Origin of the sequence: Blautia sp. MB18-30 (assembly GCF_023669475.1) — a bacterium.
In the GTDB taxonomy this organism is placed as follows: Bacteria; Bacillota; Clostridia; order Lachnospirales; family Lachnospiraceae; genus Blautia_A; species Blautia_A fusiformis.
The window spans coordinates 1-1,079 of the sequence record NZ_JAMOYY010000090.1 but is presented as its reverse complement, the minus strand read 5'-3'; the positions used below and the strand labels follow the sequence as shown (position 1 = coordinate 1,079).

General features: G+C 31.7%; 1 protein-coding gene. It reads left to right on the top strand.

The window, feature by feature from the left end; all coding sequences use genetic code 11:
• The coding region (locus NCY57_RS16635; protein ID WP_250789876.1) for a hypothetical protein at positions 1-1,079 on the top strand (1,079 nt) is incomplete at both ends.

The following is a 1,079-nucleotide window of genomic DNA, read 5'->3' as shown; positions in this document are numbered from 1 at the left end:
GTTTTAAACTGCTGGATTATATATATCAGTTTTGTTTTATATATAAAACATGGCTTTATATTCTGGCTGAAGTTTTGATTTCCTATAGGTTTAAGTTGATCATCGGAGAGGAATATTCTGGGATAGCGACTGTGATATCATTTGGAATCGTATGTCTTCTGATTCAGAAAATGTGTGCACCTAAATTTCAGACAAATAATATTAGTCAAATCATGGATACTTTTATGCGGTTTCCACCGTATCAGTTTCCAACAGATGTGGAAAAGGAGAAGTTTTATATTCTGTCAGATATAGAAGATAAGAGTTACTTCGCCAGAGAAAATACTTATAATGTGATTTCATTCGAATTTATTAAATATAAGATTGGAAGAGTTCGGGATTGGAATTTAAAATCTCCTCGTTCTATAAAAAAGCTGATAAAAAAAGCAGGTGTTTTTATTCAACGTTCCAAGAATATCAGAGGGTATTCAACCATTGAAATGCAGCTTTTGAGAATTATTGCAGTCAGCGGTGGATATACGCGCACGTTTAACCGTAAAATATATGAATTCTTTTATACAAAAATATTTATTACCAGTTTGCGCGAATACTACAGATATCATGTTTCTGGCAGAGATTCTAATTTTAAATCGTATTTAATATGGGTTTATTATAATGTAGTTCCTGTAACATTGTGGAGACATAGATATTCATCAATCAGGGATGTATTCAACTGTTCTGTAGACAAATGGACGATGGAACAGCTTTTTGTTGTAATTTTAGCATTAAGTGGAAGATCAGTGTATGGAAATACCATGGAAAATTATAGATGGGTAATTGATAAATATCAAATGAGTATACAGGACATTTATGAATATGCTGACAGGGGACTTAGTGAAATGAGGAATGAGGTTGAATTTTCGTTTACAAGATGGGATGGACATATGATGGATTATTATGAAACGAATAAACTGCATCGTTTGTTGGACGAAAATAAAGAAGATGGATGGAACATCAAGACAGATTATAATAATAATGAATATCTGATTACATTAACAATGAAAGAACCTGTACATTTGATCAATATAGAGGAATATATT